Annotated in this window: 12 protein-coding genes and 1 pseudogene; 4 read left to right on the top strand and 9 right to left on the bottom strand. The window is 75.1% G+C overall.

The window, feature by feature from the left end; all coding sequences use genetic code 11:
* Positions 1 to 43: 43 nt before the first annotated feature.
* On the top strand, positions 44 to 1,102 hold the full coding sequence (locus ACI79A_RS07625) for a methionine synthase (protein ID WP_457081615.1): 1,059 nt from the start codon (positions 44 to 46) through the stop codon (positions 1,100 to 1,102).
* A gap of 11 nt (positions 1,103 to 1,113) precedes the next feature.
* On the opposite strand, the gene ACI79A_RS07620 is transcribed toward ACI79A_RS07625, so the two are convergent.
* Positions 1,114 to 1,494 carry a hypothetical protein gene (locus tag ACI79A_RS07620; RefSeq protein WP_457081613.1) on the bottom strand — a complete coding sequence of 127 codons (381 nt, stop codon included), beginning with the start codon at positions 1,492 to 1,494 and terminating at the stop codon, positions 1,114 to 1,116.
* 156 nt (positions 1,495 to 1,650) lie between these two features.
* On the opposite strand from ACI79A_RS07620, the gene ACI79A_RS07615 reads away from it, so the two are divergent.
* A complete protein-coding gene (locus tag ACI79A_RS07615) occupies positions 1,651 to 2,922 on the top strand; it encodes a DUF222 domain-containing protein (RefSeq protein ID WP_457081611.1) in 1,272 nt (423 codons plus the stop codon).
* A 136-nt stretch (positions 2,923 to 3,058) separates the two neighbouring features.
* Positions 3,059 to 5,239 (top strand): NAD-dependent DNA ligase LigA, encoded by a 2,181-nt coding sequence (ligA, locus tag ACI79A_RS07610; RefSeq protein ID WP_457081609.1) that lies wholly within the window; start codon positions 3,059 to 3,061, stop codon positions 5,237 to 5,239.
* 69 nt (positions 5,240 to 5,308) lie between these two features.
* Here ligA and ACI79A_RS07605 read toward each other — a convergent pair whose 3' ends face one another.
* The 4 genes and pseudogenes from ACI79A_RS07605 to eno all read right to left on the bottom strand — a co-directional run bounded on the left by ACI79A_RS07605 (position 5,309) and on the right by eno (position 8,405).
* The gene (locus ACI79A_RS07605) at positions 5,309 to 5,845 is read right to left on the bottom strand and encodes an amino acid-binding protein (RefSeq protein WP_457081651.1); all 537 of its coding nucleotides are present in this window, start codon (positions 5,843 to 5,845) and stop codon (positions 5,309 to 5,311) included.
* Positions 5,846 to 6,019: 174 nt separating this feature from the next.
* Positions 6,020 to 6,424 (bottom strand): annotated as a pseudogene (locus ACI79A_RS07600) (DUF501 domain-containing protein); the annotation flags it as partial.
* 144 nt (positions 6,425 to 6,568) lie between these two features.
* The gene (locus tag ACI79A_RS07595; protein WP_457081607.1) at positions 6,569 to 7,117 is read right to left on the bottom strand and encodes an FtsB family cell division protein; all 549 of its coding nucleotides are present in this window, start codon (positions 7,115 to 7,117) and stop codon (positions 6,569 to 6,571) included.
* Positions 7,118 to 7,124: 7 nt separating this feature from the next.
* Positions 7,125 to 8,405, bottom strand: coding sequence for a phosphopyruvate hydratase (eno, locus tag ACI79A_RS07590; RefSeq protein ID WP_457081604.1), 1,281 nt, complete (start codon positions 8,403 to 8,405; stop codon positions 7,125 to 7,127).
* Positions 8,406 to 8,524: 119 nt separating this feature from the next.
* On the opposite strand from eno, the gene ACI79A_RS07585 reads away from it, so the two are divergent.
* Entirely contained in the window at positions 8,525 to 9,490 is a 966-nt protein-coding gene (locus tag ACI79A_RS07585; protein ID WP_457081602.1) for a hypothetical protein, read from the top strand.
* A 25-nt stretch (positions 9,491 to 9,515) separates the two neighbouring features.
* Here ACI79A_RS07585 and ACI79A_RS07580 read toward each other — a convergent pair whose 3' ends face one another.
* From ACI79A_RS07580 to ACI79A_RS07565, 4 genes are all read right to left on the bottom strand, one after another.
* Complete coding sequence (locus ACI79A_RS07580) at positions 9,516 to 10,838, bottom strand: mechanosensitive ion channel family protein (RefSeq protein WP_457081600.1); 1,323 nt, start codon at positions 10,836 to 10,838, stop codon at positions 9,516 to 9,518.
* A 79-nt stretch (positions 10,839 to 10,917) separates the two neighbouring features.
* On the bottom strand, positions 10,918 to 11,859 hold the full coding sequence (locus ACI79A_RS07575) for a MazG family protein (protein ID WP_457081598.1): 942 nt from the start codon (positions 11,857 to 11,859) through the stop codon (positions 10,918 to 10,920).
* Positions 11,860 to 12,012: 153 nt separating this feature from the next.
* Positions 12,013 to 15,561 carry a transcription-repair coupling factor gene (gene mfd / locus ACI79A_RS07570; protein WP_457081596.1) on the bottom strand — a complete coding sequence of 1,183 codons (3,549 nt, stop codon included), beginning with the start codon at positions 15,559 to 15,561 and terminating at the stop codon, positions 12,013 to 12,015.
* A 176-nt stretch (positions 15,562 to 15,737) separates the two neighbouring features.
* Positions 15,738 to 16,472, bottom strand: coding sequence for a glycoside hydrolase family 16 protein (locus ACI79A_RS07565; protein ID WP_457081594.1), 735 nt, complete (start codon positions 16,470 to 16,472; stop codon positions 15,738 to 15,740).
* Between the last annotated feature and the right edge of the window lie 30 nt (positions 16,473 to 16,502).

The following is a 16,502-nucleotide window of genomic DNA, read 5'->3' as shown; positions in this document are numbered from 1 at the left end:
GCGGTCGGCGGGTGCCCGGGAGGGGCGGGCTACCGTCGGCGCCGTGGCCTCGCCGAGTGACTCCCCGGACGACAGCAGCACCTCCGGCACGGCCGTGCCGGGGGAGGAGGACCTGACCGCTGGCCCCTTCCCGTGGGGGCCGGCCTCCGGGGTCGGGTCGTTGCCCGGCGCCGACCCGGTCGAGGCGATGCGGGTGGTGCTCGGTGAGCTGCCGGACTTCCCGCACCTGCCCGAGCTGCCCGGGCGGGGTGCCGGGGCCGACATGATCGGCCGTTCCGCCGGCCTGCTGGTCGACCTCGCCGTCGACCTCACCCCGGCCGGCTGGCGGCTCGTCCCGCGCCCCGGCACCGACCAGCGCCGCGCACGGGAGCTCATGGCCCGCGACCTCGACGCCCTCCACGAGGTCGCCGACCGCTACACCGGTCCGTTCAAGGTGCAGGTCACCGGCCCGTGGACGCTGGCCGCCGGGTTGGAGCGCACGCGAGGTGACCGGGCCGTCGTCGACGCCGGCGCCCGGCGCGACCTGGCCCAGTCGCTGGCCGAGGGCGTCGCCGCCCACGTCGCCGCGGTGGTCGGGCGGGTGCCCGGCGCCCGGGTCGTCGTCCAGCTCGACGAGCCCTCGGTGCCCGCCGTGCTGCAGGGTGGGCTGCCCACGGTGAGCGGGTTCGGCAAGCTGCCCGCCGTCGAGGCGCAGGTGGTCGAGGAGGAGCTCGCCGACGTGGTGGGCCGCATCGCAGCACCCGTCGTCGTGCACTGCTGCGCCAACCGGGCGCCGCTGGAGCTCTTCCGCGCCGCCGGGGCCGCCGCCGTCTCCTTCGACCTCGGGATGGTGCAGGACCTCGACGACATCGGCACCGCGGTCGAGGCGGGCACCCACCTGCTGGTCGGCGTCGTGCCGGGCACCGACGCGCCCCTGGGCGCACCGAAGGTGACCGCCAGCCGGGTGCAGTCGTGGTGGCGGGAGCTGGGTTTCCCGATCGAGCACCTGCACGAGGCGGTGGCCCTGACACCGGCCTGCGGCCTTGCCGGGGCCAGCCCGGCCTACGCCCGGACGGCGATGGAGCACGTCCGGGAGGCGGCGAAGTACCTGCTGCCCGAGTGAGCGGGCCCCGCTCAGCCGAGCCCGCCGACCGGTGACACCACGCCGGTGTCTCGCGGGCAGACCCGCACCGCCTCGCCGTCCTGCAGTGTCGGGGTGAGCGGGTGCGTGGTCGGGTGCCGCGGGCAGGGTGGCCAGTTCGTCGGCCGAGAGCCCCACAGCGCCTCGAAGGCCCACTCCTGCACGGTGTCGGTCACCGCGGCCACCTGCTCGGCGTAGGGCTGGCCGAGGGTGACGGCGACGCCCTGGCCGCTCCCGTCGGCGCTCCACAGCATCGCGCCGGCCCGGCCCGGGTCGTCCGGCCAGTCGCTGGCCTCGATGCGCGGCACGGGCGCCCCGGTCGCCGACAGGTCGGTCAGCACGGGGGCCAGCGCCCGGGTCAACTGCGCGTCCACGCGTCCATGGTGGCCCGCTCCCGAATCCTCGGCTCGTCCGTTGTCAAGACCTGATGCAGGTCTGTGGGCAGGCGGTTGACCTGCGGATTCGTGTGGTGGGAGCGGTCGTGTGGCGATAGACGTCGAACGCACATTCGAATGATGCGGGGGGTGTCCGTGAGCGAGGCGACGACACTGGACGCCCCTGCCTCGAACGTGGTGGCCGGGCTTGCCGCGGGCGACCTGCCCGACCTGTCGTTGAGTGCCGCGTTGGATCAGTTGGTCGCTGAGGACCTGAAGCCTCGGTTCGGGCCGCAACTGCTGGACCGGCTGCGTGGGTTGCTGGTGGCGCAGAACCGGTTGGCGGCGGAGGTGGCGCGCACGGTGCGGGAGTGCGAGCTGACCCAGGCCGCGGAGGTCGACGGGCTCACGAGCATGCGCTCGTGGCTGGTGGGGCACGGGCTGCTGGCCGCCCCGGAGGCGAAGCGGGTGGTGGGCGCCGGCCGGGTGGGTGAGCGGTTGCCGGTGCTGGCGGGCGCTGCGGCGGCGGGGGTGGTGACCCCGGGGAAGATGGCGGAGGCGGCTCGGCGGCTGGCCCCTGCCCGGCTGGCCGCCGCCGAGGAGCAGGGACACGACCTGGGCGAGGTCGACGGGGCGTTGGCGCTGGCGGCGGCCACTCAGACCCATGAGCAGTTCGTCGGTGTGCTCACCCGGTACGCGGCCGGGGTCGACCCGGACGGCCCGGAGCCGGATCCGACCGAGGGGCGGCGGTTGTGGCTGTCGCGGAACGCCGAGGGGCTGGCCTTCGGTGGGCAGCTGGAGGCGGTGGCGGGGGAGAAGTTCACCGCGGCGCTGGAGTCGCTCGTGCAGGCCGACCGCCCGAAGGGCGACCTGCGGACCCGGTCCCAGCAGCTGGCCGATGCCCTGGCGCAGCTGTGTGACAACCAGCTGGCGGCCGGTTCGCTGCCGACGCTGCGCACGCAGAAGCCGCACGTGGTCCTCACCCTCGACGTCGAGGCCCTCATCGCCCCGGCGACCGGTGCGGCGGCGGCGACCACCGGGTCGGGTCAGCTGATCTCCGCGGCCCGGGCCCGCTGGCTGGCGTGCGACGGGAGCATCTCCCGGATCGTGATGGGCCCGGATGGGGTGCCGCTGGAGCTGGGCCGCGACCACCGGGTGGTCACCCTCGGACTGCGCCGGGCGGTCGAACGCCGGGACAAGGGGTGCGTGTTCGCCGGCTGCGGTGCCCCGACCTGGTGGTGCGATGTCCACCACCTGATCCACTGGCTCCACGGCGGCGAGACCAACCTGAGCAACTCCGCACTGTTGTGCGAACGGCACCACACCAAGGTCCACCACGGGTTCCGGGTCGAGCGACAACCCGACGGCCGATGGCGCACCTGGAGACCCGACGGCACCGAGATCCTCATCGGACCACGGCTCACCTGAGGTCGGCCGCTGCGCTGCCCGCTGCCTTGGCAGGGCCGGGCGGCGGCAGGCACCACCGGCGACCGCGGCGCACCCGCGCGGGTGACGCGGCGGCGACCGCCGTTCCTCGTCGGACCCGCCGGTTACGGTTTCCCGCGTGAGCACCGAGGCAGGGGTGGAGCAGGACGCGGTCGACGGGCGCGACCAGCCCGTGGTCGAGGCCGCCGTCGACCGGGAGGACCTCACCGAGGTCCCCGACGAGGCGCGCACCCGGCACCGCGACCTGTCCGAGGAGCTCGACCGGTACGCCTTCGCCTACTACGTGCAGGACGCTCCGCTGGTCAGCGACGGCCAGTACGACGAGCGCATGGCCGAGCTGAAGGCGATCGAGGCGGCCCACCCGGCGCTGGTCACCCCCGACTCGCCGAGCCAGAAGGTCAACGGCGGCTTCGCCGCCACCTTCGCCCCGGTCCAGCACCTCGAGCGGATGCAGAGCCTGGACAACGTCTTCTCCTCCGACGAGCTGTCGGCCTGGGCCGCCCGCGTCGAGCGCGACGCGGGCACCGCGGTCAGCTGGCTCTGCGAGCTCAAGATCGACGGCCTGGCCGTCGCCCTGCTCTACGAGAAGGGCCGGCTGGTGCGCGCCGCCACCCGCGGCGACGGCGCCACCGGTGAGGACGTCACCGCCAACGTGCGCACCATGCGCGACGTCCCGCAGCAGCTGACCGGCAGCGACGACGACGGAGACCTGCCCGACCGCCTCGAGGTGCGGGGGGAGATCTACTTCCCGGTCGCCGCCTTCGCCGACCTCAACGCCGCGATGGTCGAGCAGGGCAAGCCGCCCTTCGCCAACCCGCGCAACGCCGCCGCCGGATCCCTCCGCCAGAAGGACCCGAAGGTCACCGCCTCCCGCCCGCTCCAGCTCATCGTGCACGGCATCGGTGCGCACGACGGCTGGCAGCCCGAACGGCAGTCCGAGGCCTACGCCCGGCTGCGCGAGCTCGGCCTGCCCACCAGCGGGCGGTACGAGGTCGTCGACGACCTCGAGGCCGTCTGGGCCTACATCGAGCGCTACCGCGACCAGCGGCACTCGGTCGAGCACGAGATCGACGGCGTCGTCGTCAAGGTCGACCAGGTGGCCCTGCAGCGGCGGCTCGGTTCGACCAGCCGCGCCCCCCGCTGGGCGATCGCCTTCAAGTACCCGCCGGAGGAGGCCACCACGACGCTCCTGGACATCCGGGTCAACGTCGGCCGCACCGGGCGGGTCACGCCGTTCGCCTACATGGAGCCGGTCAAGGTCGCCGGCTCCACCGTCCAGCTGGCCACCCTGCACAACGCCAGCGAGGTGCAGCGCAAGGGCGTGCTCATCGGCGACACGGTGGTCATCCGCAAGGCCGGCGACGTCATCCCCGAGGTGCTCGGCCCCGTCGTCGCGGCGCGCACGGGCGACGAGCGGGCGTTCGTCATGCCCACCCACTGCCCCGAGTGCGGCACCGAGCTGCGGCCGGAGAAGGAGGGCGACGCCGACATCCGCTGCCCGAACTCCCGCTCCTGCCCCGCCCAGCTGCGGGAACGGGTCTTCCACGTCGCCGGCCGCGGCGCCTTCGACATCGAGGTGCTCGGCTACGAGGCAGCGATCGCGCTGCTGGAGTCGCACCTGCTGACCGACGAGGGCGACGTCTTCTTCCTCGACGAGGACGCGCTGTGCCGCACCGACTTCTTCACCAAGAAGGACGGCACCCTCTCGGCCAACGGGCAGAAGCTGCTGGCCAACCTGCAGACCCGCAAGGACGTCCCGCTCTGGCGGGTGCTCGTCGCCCTCTCCATCCGGCACGTCGGGCCCACCGCCGCCCAGGCGCTGGCCCGCGAGTTCCGCTCGATCGACCGGCTGATGGCCGCCAGCGAGGACGAGCTGGCCGCCGCCGAGGGCGTCGGCCCGACCATCGCCGCCGCGGTCCGCGACTGGTTCGCCGTCGACTGGCACCGCGAGGTGGTGGAGAAGTGGCGCCGGGCCGGGGTCCGGATGGCCGACGAGGGGGAGGACGCCGGCCCCGGCCCGCTCACCGGGGTCACCGTCGTCGTCACCGGGTCGCTGCGCGACCACAGCCGCGACCAGGCGATCGCCGCGATCCAGCAGCGCGGCGGCAAGGTCACCGGGTCGGTGTCGAAGAAGACCGGCTTCGTCGTGGTCGGCGCCGACCCGGGCAGCAAGTACGACAAGGCCGTGCAGGTGAAGGCGCCGATCCTGGACGACGACGGGTTCCAGGTGCTGCTCGAGCAGGGCCCGGACGCCGCCCGTGAGATCGCCACCATCGGCGACGGGAGCGATGCGGAGTAGGTCTTCCGGCCCCCTCGCAGGGTCCCGCCGCGAGCTCGCGAGTGGTGGGGGGGCGAGGGGGTCCTTCGACTAGGCCGGGGGCATCCGGGCGACGGTCGCGGCGAGGCCGGTGAGGTGTGCCAGCCGCAACAGCTCCGAGCGCCGGAACGCCGGCCCGCCGGAGCGGCCGAGCAGCACCGCCTGACCGCCGTCCAGCGGGGCGGCCATCATCTCGACGGCCAGCTCCTGCCAGCGGCTCGGCACCCACTCCGCCTCGCTGGGCAGCAGCAGCGGCCCGGTCAGCGGCAGCCAGGGCATCGAGACCCCGTCCAGCGAGGGTGCGGCGTCCGAGGCGGCCAGCACCTGCACGTCCTCCGCCGAGCCGGTGAGCACCACCGCCCAGCCGCTGCGGAAGACCCGCGGCAGCTCCGCGGCCAGCGTCTTCGCCGTGCCCTCGCCGGCCGGTGCGAGCGCCTCCAGCAGGTTCAGCTCCCGATGGGTGTCCAGCGGCCCGGCGAACGGGCGCAGCGACTCCACCTGCACCCCGTCGACCGCGGTCGCCGCGGTGATCAGGCTGTCGGCCACCCGGTCGGGCGGGAGCTCGACCACGATGTCGTCGACGGCCACGCCGTTGCCGCGTTCCAGGACGTCGACCGAGACGATGTCGATGCCGGCCTCGCCCAGGGGGGGGGGGGGGGGGGGGGGGGGGGGGGGGGGGGGGGGGGGGGGGCGCCGCCCCCCCCCCCCCCCCCCCCCCCCCCCCCCCCCCCCCCCCCCCCCCCCCCCCCCCCCGATCGGGTTCACGCCCGGCCCGGCGGCCAGCGCGTGGCCGGCCAGGGCGTGCAGGCACTTGACCCGGTCGGGCATCCCGCCGGCGGTGGCCCGGGTGGGCAGCACGTCGCGGGCGTCGCGCGTGGCCAGGTAGGACTCGTGCGCGGCCTGGTAGCCGGCGGCCAGGTCCGGATCGGTGCCGAGCTCGGCCTGCCACTCCTTCATCCGGCCGGCCGACTCCAGCCGGCTGGCGGCGGCACTGGCCCGCGGGCAGGTCAGGTAGTACAGCGTGGGGAACGGCGTGCCGTCCTCCAGCCGCGGCGAGGTCTCCACCACGTCGGGCTGGCCGCAGGGGCAGCGGTGGGCGACGCCGACCAGGGCGCGCGGGGGCCGGCCGAGCTGGCGCGCGACGACCGCGCGGTCCTCGGCCGTCACGGGCGGGGACACCGGCGCCGGCTCAGGTGTGGACACCCCACGAGTCTGCGGCAGCGCCTCGACCGTCCCGTCACGGCCCCCTCCCGGGCACCACCCTGAGCTCGCGATGGGTGGGGAGGAGGGGGTTCTTCTGCTGCGGCAGGGCTACCCGCCGGCTGCCGCTGGGTCTCCGTCGGCCGCCGCCACCGAGCCGAGCAGGCCCTCGTACCAGGGCACGCGGCCGTCCGGGCGCGGCGCCTGGACGGGGGCGTCGGCGGTGTCCCCCGGGTCGCCGGCGTCCCCGACGATCACCAGCCGGTCGCCGGGGAGCACGTAGGTGAGCCGCTCGCGGGCCCGCTGGGCGATGTAGGCGGGGTCGGCCTGGCGGTCGAGCTGGGCCTGCAGCTGCTCGGCGCGGGAGGTGAGCGCGTCGTGCTCGGCCGCGAGCTCGGCCAGTTCCTGGCGGCCGGCCACGTACTGGCGCAGCGGGCCGGCCAGGGTGAGCGCGAGCAGCAGCACGAGCGCGCCGAGCAGCACGGCCCGGCCGGTGACCCGGGGGCCACGGCGCGAAGGGGCGGCACGGGCCGGGCTGCGCGTGCTGCGCCGTCCGGGCCGGCTGCCGCCGCTGCTGCGCGCAGCCGCCCGCACCGGCCGCGAGGAGGCCCGGCGGCGAGCGCCACCGGGCCGACCGCGGCGGGTGCGGGCGGTGCTCACGGCGTCGTCAGCTGCGGGCCAGCCGCGGGAAGGCGGCGGCGCCGGCGTACCGGGCGGCGTCGTCGAGCTCCTCCTCGATGCGGAGCAGCTGGTTGTACTTGGCCACGCGCTCGCTGCGGGCCGGGGCACCGGTCTTGATCTGCCCGCAGTCGGTGGCGACGGCGAGGTCGGCGATCGTGGTGTCCTCGGTCTCGCCGGAGCGGTGGCTCATCATCGAGCGGTAGCCGTTGCGGTGGGCGAGGTTGACCGCGTCGAGGGTCTCGGTCAGCGTGCCGATCTGGTTGACCTTGACCAGCAGGGCGTTCGCCGCGCCCTTCTCGATGCCGTCGGCCAGGCGCGCGGGGTTGGTGACGAACAGGTCGTCGCCGACGATCTGCACACGGTCGCCGAGGGCCTCGGTCATCGCCACCCAGCCGGCCCAGTCCTCCTCGGACAGCGGGTCCTCGATCGAGACGACCGGGTAGGCGTCGACCAGGCCGCGGTAGTACTCGACGAGCTGGTCGGCCGAGAGGGTCTTGCCCTCGAAGGCGTACCCGGCGTCGCTGTGGAACTCGGTCGCGGCGACGTCCAGGGCGAAGGCGATGTCGGTGCCGACGGTGTAGCCGGCCTTCTCCACCGCCTCGGCGATCAGGTCCAGGGCGTCCCGGTTGCTCGGCAGGTCGGGGGCGAAGCCGCCCTCGTCGCCCAGCCCGGTGGCCAGGCCGCGCTTCTTCAGCACCGACTTCAGCGCGTGGTAGGTCTCCGTGCCCACGGCGAGCGCCTCGGCGAAGGTCGCCGCCCCGATCGGGGCGATCATGAACTCCTGGACGTCGACGTTGCTGTCGGCGTGGGCGCCACCGTTGAGGATGTTCATCATCGGCACCGGCAGCAGGTGCGCCGAGGGGCCGCCGACGTAGCGGAACAGCGGCAGCCCGGCGGACTCGGCCGCGGCCTTGGCGACCGCGAGGCTCACGCCGAGGATGGCGTTGGCGCCCAGCCGCTCCTTGTTGGGGGTGCCGTCGAGGTCGAGCAGGCGCTGGTCGACCAGCCGCTGCTCGGCGGCGTCGTAGCCGACGAGCTCGGGGCCGATGACGTCGAGCACGTTGTCGACGGCCTTGGTCACGCCCTTGCCGTTGTAGCGGTCGCCGCCGTCGCGGAGCTCCACCGCCTCGAATGCGCCGGTGGAGGCGCCGCTCGGGACCGCGGCACGGGTGATCGTGCCGTCGTCGAGGGCGACCTCGACCTCCACGGTCGGGTTACCGCGCGAGTCGAGGATCTCCCGCGCGCCTACTGCGTCGATGCTGGCCACGTGCAGCAGCCTAGCCAGCCGCTCCGGTGGAGGTGCACACCCGCGCCGCAGTGACCGGGGCCGGGGCCGGGCCGGGGATCGGCGCCGGACGCGCGCCGACGCCTGGGAACATGACGCCGATGAGCGCTCCCCCGATGCCGCGTCCGCACCGGCGGGCCGGCCGTCAGCTGCTGCTGGGCCTGGTACCGGTGCTCGTCGTCGGGGCCGCCGTGCTGGTGCTGCTGGCGCTGCGGCTGACCGAGCTGCGGGCGCCGCTGGCCGCCGCCGACGCGACGGCGGTCGCCACGGTCACCGGCGTCGGCGCGCCGCCGGAGGGGCGGGGCCTCGTACTGCGCTTCCCCGGGCCCGGAGGCACGGAGCTGACCGGCCGGCTGGAGCTGCCCGAGCCGCAGGACGTGCCGGTGGGTGCCCAGGTCACCGTCCGGTACGACACGGATGCCCTGGCGGACGACGGGCCGGTGCCGGTGCACGCCGACGGTGACGCCGTCTCCGCCGCGCTGGCCGAGGTGGTCTTCGGGCTGGTCGTGGTGGCCCTCGTGGTCCTGGTCGTCGCCGGGCTGACCGCCGGCCGGCTGCTCGGCCGGCCCCGGTTGCGCCGCCGCCCCGCCACCCGGGTGACCGCCGCGCACCTGGTGCTGCGGCAGGGCCTGCTGGTGCGCAGCTGGCTGGAGCTGTCCACGACCGCCGGGCTGCGCTGGCTGCCGGTGCACTGGGCCCCCGAGCTGGACCGGCTGGTCCCCGACACCCCCGTCGAGGTGCGCGGCGACCCGGCCCGCGACCGGCTGGTGCTACCGGTCCTCGACGGTACCGAGCTGTGGCCCTCGGGGTGGCTGCACCGCCGACCCCCGCGCGGTGAGCTGCGTCCGGCCCCCGTCGACCCGGCGGCCGGCGACGTCGGCCTGCTCCGGCAGGCGCGGGCCGACGCCGCGCTGCCCGTCGGCGCCCCCGGCGTGGGCCTGCTGTGGGCCTACGTGATGGGCAGCGGCGCGGAGGGCTTCGTGCTGGCGACGGCGGTCTCCGCCGCCGTGCTGTTCTGGCTCCCCCAGCTGCTGGGCTCCGACCCGCGCGCCACCCGGGCCGGCTGAGCCGACCGCTGGGCCCCCGGCCCGGTCACTCGCCGGTCGGCCGCCGCTCGGACGACTCGGCGTCCTCCCGGGCGCGCTCGGCCAGCTCCTCCTCGCTCGGCCCGGTGAACGCCCGGGATCGCTCGAGGGCCTCGACGCTGCCGGTGAACAGCCCGGTCTGCGGCCCCGGTGCCGGCGCGGGGCGCTCGCCGTCGTCGACCGGCTGCGGCACGGGCCGGGTCGGTGCCGACCGGGGCGCCGCGGGCGGGCGGGCCGCCGGCGCCGGGGTCAGGTGGCCGGCGACGCCCTCGTACCGCACCCGGGGCAGGCCGTCGGGGTGCTCGCGCTGCAGCCAGCCGACCAGGCCCTCGCGCACGTGGCAGCGCAGGTCGAACAGGGTCGGGCCGTCCTTGGCGCTGACCAGCACCCGCACCCGCACGACCGACCCGACGGCGTCGGTCACCTGCAGCACCTGCACCCGGCCGTCCCACAACTCGTTGTGCTCGACCAGCCGGACCAACTCGGTGCGCATCTCCTCGAACGGCACGGTCCAGTCGACGTCGAGCTCCACCGAGCCCAGGACGGCGGACTCCTTGCGGGTCCAGTTCTGGAACGGGGTGGTGGTGAAGTAGGTGGAGGGCAGCACCAGCCGGCGGTCGTCCCAGATGTGCACGACGACGTAGGTCAGCGTGATCTCCTCGATCCGGCCCCACTCGTCCTCGATGACCACCACGTCGTCGACCCGGATCGCATCGGTGAACGCCAGCTGCATCCCGGCGAAGACGTTGGCCAGCGAGGTCTGCGCGGCCAGACCGGCGACGACGGACAGCAGACCGGCGCTGGCCAGGATGCTGGTGCCGGCGGCCCGGGCGGAGGGGAAGGTCAGCAGCATCCCGGCGACCGCGAGGACGGCGATCAACGCCACGGTGAGCCGGCGGACGAGGGTGACCTGGGTGCGCACCCGGCGGGCGTGCCGGTTGTCCACGACGTCGACGTCGTAGCGGGCCAGCGCCAGGTCCTCGACCACGAACGCGCCCACGGCGACCAGCCACGCGGCGACGCCGATCAGCGCCAGCCCGAGCGCCCGGACGACGACGTCCCGCCAGTCGCCCACCCCGGGCGCCGCGTCCAGCACCACGGTGACCGCGAGCAGCAGGCAGAACAGCCGGAACGGCCGGCGGCCGCGGCGGGACAGGTCGGCCAGCGCCGGCGAGCGGCGGGCGAACCGGGTGATCACCACCCCGACGACGAGGGCGATCAGCCAGGCGACCAGGGCGGCGCCGGCGACGACGACGAGCAGCAGCCAGGTGCTGGTCGGCAGCGCCTCGGTCACCGTGCCGTCGTCGGCAGCGAGCAGTGTCGTGGGCACGCGGGGCGGCTCCTTCGCGGACGTGGACAAGGCCGGCCCTCCACGCTAGGGCGTTCCGCCCCGGGCGCGCCTCGTGCCCTCACCCGGCTGGGTGCTCCGCCGCCCGGGCGGCCGCGGCGTCCAGCTCGTCGGCGTACCGGCGGACGGCGGCGCGCAGCGCGTCCTCGGCGTCCCAGCCACGCCGTCGGGCGGCGACCACCAGCCCCAGCAGCAGGGTGCCGAGCTCCTCGGCGTCCCGGGCGGCCAGCTCCCCGGCCGGCGGGGTGGGCAACCCGGCCCGCTCGGCCCGCCCGGCCAGCGCCGCGCCCCAGGAGGTCGCCGGCTGCGAGCGGGAGACGCCCTCGGTGGGTGAGCGCCGCTGCTTCTCGGTCTTCTTGATCTCGTCCCACCCGGCCTCGACCTGCGCCACGTCCCGGGGGCCCGCGTCGGCGAACACGTGCGGGTGCCGGCGCACCAGCTTGTCGACCAGCTCGGCGGCGACGTCGTCGACGTCGAAGCGCCGCTCCCCGGGCGCCTCGGCGGCCACCCGGGCGTGGAAGGCCACCTGGAGCAGCACGTCGCCGAGCTCCTCGCGCATGGCGACCGGGTCCTCGTCGACGATCGCGTCGTAGGCCTCGTGCGCCTCCTCCAGCAGGTAGCCGCGCAGGGAGGCGTGGGTCTGCTCGGCGTCCCACGGGCAGCCGCCGGGCGAGCGCAGCCGGTCCATCACGGCGACGACGTCCAGCAGCCGGGCGCCGGGCGGCTCGGGCGCGCCGGCGACCCGCGGCACGACCTCCCAGCCGGCGGCCTCCTCCGGGGTGGCCAGCAGGACGGTGTCCGGCACCGGGGCGGCCGCGCCGGCCGCCTCGGCCGGGTCGGCGACGTCGGTGACCGGCGCGCCCTCCGCGCGCAGCGCGGCGGCGGTGTCCGCCGCCCCGGGCAGGGCGAGCACGAGCGGTGCGGTGGTGACCGCCCGCCAGCCGGCGGGGGCGAGCAGTCCGGGCAGGCGGGGGCTGACGGTGATCAGCAGGGCGATCGGCACCCGCCCAGTCTCCGGCAGCCGCCGCCGCGCCGTCGGCCGGGAGCTGGACGACGCCGTGCCCTGCGTCGCCCTCCGCGCGGGTGTGGCCCACGATCAGCTCAGCTGCGGTGCTCGATCAGCTGACCTGATCCCGGGGGGGGGACGGCCGAGGGGTCAGGAGGCGGCGACGGCCAGCGGTGGCTCGACCACGGCCGACAGCAGCGCGTGCAGCTTCTCCAGCAGCGCCACGTCGCGCAGCGGGGTGCGCCGGTCCGGGCCCACCGGCACCTTGATCGACACGGTGCGGACCGCCTCCTTGTAGGTGGCGCCCTCGGCGAGCCGGGACAGCTTCATGACCTGGCTCTCCCGGAGCTCCACCGGGCCGACCCGGATGTTGCGGCCCTGCATCGACACCTCGGTGACGCCGAGCCGGCGCATGGCGGCGCGGAACCGGGCCACCGCCAGCAGGTTGAGCACCGGGGCCGGCGCCGGGCCGTAGCGGTCGGTGAGCTCGTCGAGCACGGCCTGCGCCTGGTCGTCGTCCTGCACGCTGGCGACCTTGCGGTAGGCCTCCATCCGCAGCCGCTCGCCGGGCACGTAGTCGTGCGGCAGGTGCGCGTCGACCGGCAGGTCGACCCGGACCTCCGCCGGCTCCACCGGCGGCGCCTCCCCGGTCGCCTGCGCCCGGTAGTCGGTGACCGCCTCGCCGACCAGCCGCACGTAGAGGTCGAAGCCGACCCCGGCGATGTGCCCGGACTGCTCGCCGCCGAGCAGGTTGCCCGAGCCGCGGATCTCCAGGTCCTTCATCGCCACCGCCATGCCGGCGCCGAGATCGGTGTTGTGCGCGATCGTGGTCAGCCGGTCGACCGAGGTCTCGGTCAGCGGGCGCGACGGGTCGTAGGTGAAGTAGGCGTAGGCGCGCTCCCGGCCCCGGCCGACCCGGCCGCGGATCTGGTGCAGCTGGGAGAGGCCGAAGGTGTCGGCCCGGTCGACGATCAGGGTGTTGGCGTTGGGGATGTCCAGGCCGGACTCGACGATCGTGGTGGCGACCAGGACGTCGTACTCCTTCTCCCAGAAGCCGACCATGATCTTCTCGAGCTCGTGCTCCTTCATCTGCCCGTGGCCGACCGCCACCCGGGCCTCGGGCACCAGCGTGCGGATCTTCGCCGCCGCCTTGTCGATCGACTGCACCCGGTTGTGGATCACGAAGACCTGGCCGTCGCGCAGCAGCTCCCGGCGGATCGCCGCGGCCATCTGCTTGTCGTCCCAGGCGCCCACGTAGGTCAGCACCGGGTGCCGCTCCTCCGGCGGGGTGAGGATCGTCGACATCTCGCGGATGCCGGTCAGGCTCATCTCCAGCGTGCGCGGGATCGGCGTCGCGGACATCGACAGCACGTCGACCGCCGTCCGCATCGTCTTCAGGTACTCCTTGTGCTCGACGCCGAAGCGCTGCTCCTCGTCGACGATCACCAGGCCCAGCTCCTTGAACCGGGTGGTGGGCTGCAGCAGCCGGTGGGTGCCGACCAGCACGTCGATCTCCCCGTCGGCCAGCTTCCGCAGCGTCTCGTTCGACTCTGCCGTCGACTGGAACCGGGAGAGGACGGCGACGGTCACCGGGAACTGGGCGAACCGCTCGGCGAAGGTCTTGAAGTGCTGGTTGGCCAGCAGCGTGGTCGGCACCAGGACGGCGACCTGCTTGCCGTCCTGCACCGCCTTGAACGCCGCGCGCACCGCGATCTCGGTCTTCCCGTAGCCCACGTCGCCGCAGATGATCCGGTCCATCGGGACCGGGTTCATCATGTCCGCCTTGACCTCGTCGATCGCGGCGAGCTGGTCGGGGGTCTCCTGGAACGGGAAGGCGTCCTCCAGCTCACGCTGCCAGACGGTGTCCGGGCCGAAGGCGTGGCCCTTGGTCGCCATCCGGGCGGAGTAGAGCCGGATCAGCTCCGCGGCGATCTGCTTGACCGCCTTGCGCGCCTGGTTCTTGGTCTTGGTCCAGTCGGCGCCGCCCAGCTTGGACAGGGCCGGGGCCTCCCCGCCGACGTAGCGCGTGAGCTGGTCCAGGGAGTCGGTGGGCACGAACAGCCGGTCCGGTGGCTGGTTCCGCTTGCCCGGCGCGTACTCGACGATCAGGTAGTCGCGCTGCCCGCCGTGCACGGTGCGGCTGACCATCTCCACGTACCGGCCGATGCCGTGCTGCTCGTGCACCACCAGGTCACCCGGCTGCAGCTGCACCAGGTCGACGGCGTTGCGCCGCCGGGCCGGCATCTTGGTCGCGTCGCGCATGCTCGTGCCGCGCTGGCCGGTCAGGTCGCCCTCGGTGACCAGCGCCAGCCCGACACCGGGGAAGGCGAAGCCAGCCTCCAGGTTGCCCTGGGTGACGAAGGGCACACCCGCCTCGGGGGCGGTCTCGATGCCGGGCACCAGCCGGGCGCCGAGGTCGGCCTCGGTGAGCTGGTCCGCGGCGCGCTGCGCGGGGCCCGGACCGGCGAAGGTGAGCACGGTGCGCCAGCCATCGCGGCCCCAGCGGCGGAACTGGTCGAAGGCGCGCTCCTGGTCGCCGTGGAACCGCTCGACACCGGTGGCGTCCAGCGTCACCTGGGCGGCGTCGTCGTCCGGCTGCAGGGTGAACACGCCGGTCGTCCACCAGGGCAGCCCCCGGCCGCGGGCGGCGTCGGCGACGTCCTCCAGGTCCCGGAAGGACGACGCACCCAGGTCGATCGGCGCCTGCCCGGCCTCGGCCGCGGTCTGCCAGGACGCGGCGAGGAACTCCTCGGCGGTGCGCACCAGGTCCGCCGCGCGGCTGCGCACCCGCTCGGGGTCGAGGACCAGCACGTGCGCACCCGGCGCGACCAGGTCGGTGAGCAGCTCCATCCGGGAGTCGCCGATCAGCGCCGGGGTGAGCGACTCCATGCCCTCCACGGCGATGCCCTCGGCCAGCTTGCCGGCCACCTCGGCCAGCTCCGGGTGGTCGACGGCCAACTGCGCCGCGCGGGCCCGGACGTCGGCGGTGAGCAGCAGCTCGCGGCACGGCGGGGCCCACAGCCGGTCGGGCCGCTCGTTCAGCGAGCGCTGGTCGGCGGCGGAGAAGTAGCGCAGCTCGTCGACCTCGTCCCCCCAGAACTCCACCCGCACCGGGTGCGGCTCGGTGGGCGGGAAGACGTCAAGCAGGCCACCGCGGACGGCGAACTCGCCGCGCTTCTCCACCAGCTCGACCCGGGTGTAGGCGGCGTCGGCCAGCGCCCGGGCAACGTCGTCCAGCTCGGCGCTCTGCCCCGGGGCCAGCTCGACCGGCACCAGGTCGCCGAGGCCGGGGGCCAGCGGCTGCAGCACGCTGCGCACCGGGGCGACCAGCACGTCGACCGTGCCGTTCTCCCCGGGGTGGGTCAGGTCCCGCAGCACCGCGAGGCGCCGGCCGACCGTGTCCGCGCGGGGGCTGAGCCGCTCGTGCGGCAGCGTCTCCCAGGCGGGGAAGACCTCGACCCGGCGGTCGGGCACGAAGCAGCGGAGCACCGCCGCGACGGCGTCCGCGTCGCGCTCCCCCGCGGTGACCACGAGCACCGGCACCCCGGCACCCGGCCGGTCCGCGGCGAGCGCGGCGGCGACCAGCGGCTGCACCGCCGGCGGTGCGGTGACCGCCAGCTCGGCGGAGCCGGCCCGGCTCACCACCGAGGACAGTCCGGCGTCGGTCAGGACGACGTCGAGCACGCCGCGCAAGCTCACGGGGGCAACTCCTGGGTTGTGACGGTCCGACACGGCGCGCCGAATGCGCGCGGGGACCGAACACAGGTTAGTCCCGGCGGGGCGACCGCGCCGACCCCTCGCGTCCGGGGGCCCGCCGTCCGCGAGCCGGGCGTGGGTGCCGGCGGCGTCCGCGGCCGGGTCAGGGGACCCGTTCCTCAGGCGCGACGCCAGGCGCGGACGAAGTCGACCATCATCCGGGTTTCCGGGGTGGGCTCGCCGCCGGCGTACAGGGCCAGGTTGAGCACGATGTACTGCGGCTGGGTGTCGGCCCCCGCCACCAGGCCGGCCTGCGGGTAGGGGACTCCGTCGAGGAAGGGCAGCAGCCGCCCGTTCTCCCGTAGCAGCCCATAGGTGTGCCAGCCGTTTCGGTAGTCCACTCCGGCCTCGCCGTAGGCGCTCTGGTAGTTGGTGGAGCCGTCCACCGAGTGGTGCACGATCACCGGCTGCTGCTGCAGCGAGCTCGGCATGAACTCGGCGATGTCGATCTCCGGTGGCCACGAGTCGGGCGAGACGGTCCAGAACGCCGGCCAGAGCTGGTCGCCCTCCGGGATCCAGATCCGGGCTTCGACGTAGTCGCCGTCCTCGAGCAGGAAGGAGTCCTCGGTCGTGAGGCAACCCGAGGAATGGGTGTAGCCGGTCCCCTCGACGGTCGCCGGTTCCGGCCGGATCTCGAGGTACGCGCTGCCGTTGGCGACCCCCACGTTGTCCGGGGAGTAGTAGGCGCCCTCGATGGGCGGGTTGAACGCGCCGTCATCGTCGGCGCCCCCGTAGCGGTTCACCCGCCAGACCTGCCGATCGATCTGCGTCCCGTTGAAGTCGTCACCGAAGACCTGGCGCCAGGACGCCGGGTCACCGGGCGGGCCGTCCGTCCGGACGGCCCCCTCCCCCACTGCCGGCGCTGTCGCCGCCGCTGGGGTGGT

It is taken from the genome of Modestobacter sp. SYSU DS0657, assembly GCF_054050925.1.
Note: the sequence above shows the minus strand (reverse complement) of the source record. Positions and strands in the feature narration are given on the sequence as shown.

Excerpts from the sequence above, each read along its gene's own strand:
- ACI79A_RS07585 (WP_457081602.1), top strand. The coding sequence starts at position 8,525 with ATGAGCGCTCCCCCGATGCCGCGTCCGCACCGGCGGGCCGGCCGTCAG.